Below are 851 nucleotides of genomic sequence, written 5' to 3'. Positions count from 1 at the left end.
GTCGCATTACTCATGCCGTGTTCACGGCAAAGGGCGGCAACAGGTGTACCAGATTCAGCCTGCTTCAAGATGGACATGATTTGGCTGTCAGTAAATTTAGATGTTTTCATGCAGAATCTCCTGCCTATACTTTAAGAGAAAATTCTACTTTTAGGTCCTATTATTTTTAGGGGGGATTACCCTGTCACAGACGGTAACTATTTCCCCATATAAATTTCTTATACTTAGATGTACTCATCAAAAAGTTATATTCGCTTAAAAGTTAAGCCTCTCGTTATCGACTGCGGCACAATGCCGCAAAAATAACTGTGAGGGTATAAAACAAAAAATTAAACTAAATTTGCATTTTATTACAGCTAAAGTAGCAAAAAATTGAAGCGGTTGGCTGTTAAGCTCTCTTCTGAATTTTTCCATATATAATAATCTATATATTTGTTTATTTTTTAAACATATCGTATGTTACTCGATAAAATTTACAAAATTTATGTATGTTACTCGATAAAACCTGAACCTGTTACTCGATAAAATCTAAACCTGTTACTCGATAAAAATATCAAAATTCATGTCTGTTTCCAGATAAAAACAGCAAAATTTACATCTGTTTCCAGATAAAAACAGCAAAATTTACGTCTGTTTCCAAATAAAAAGGAAGCTGTTTACAAATAAAAATTGCTTTATTGCTCAAAATTTGATGATCCGTCAGACTTAAAATAATCATAAATATTTTAGTTATTAACTTAAAATGGCAGTAAAATGGCAGTAAAATGGCAGTAAAATGGCAGTAAAATGGCAGTAAAATGGCAGTAAAATGGCAGTAAAATGGCAGTAAAATGGCAGTAAAATGGCAGTAA

General features: G+C 32.2%; 2 protein-coding genes. Both read right to left on the bottom strand.

From position 1 onward, the window contains the following. Nucleotides 1-110, bottom strand: a 110-nt coding sequence (locus HLH16_RS14960) for a transposase (RefSeq protein WP_171527972.1), incomplete at its 3' end; no start/stop codon positions are given. A 482-nt stretch (nucleotides 111-592) separates the two neighbouring features. Beyond that, a partial coding sequence (locus tag HLH16_RS15655) for a hypothetical protein (RefSeq protein ID WP_214646726.1) occupies nucleotides 593-851 on the bottom strand: 259 nt, incomplete at its 5' end.

The organism is Acinetobacter sp. ANC 5378, assembly GCF_013004315.1.
Lineage (GTDB): Bacteria > Pseudomonadota > Gammaproteobacteria > Pseudomonadales > Moraxellaceae > Acinetobacter.
This window is presented reverse-complemented; position numbering and strand designations above follow the sequence as displayed.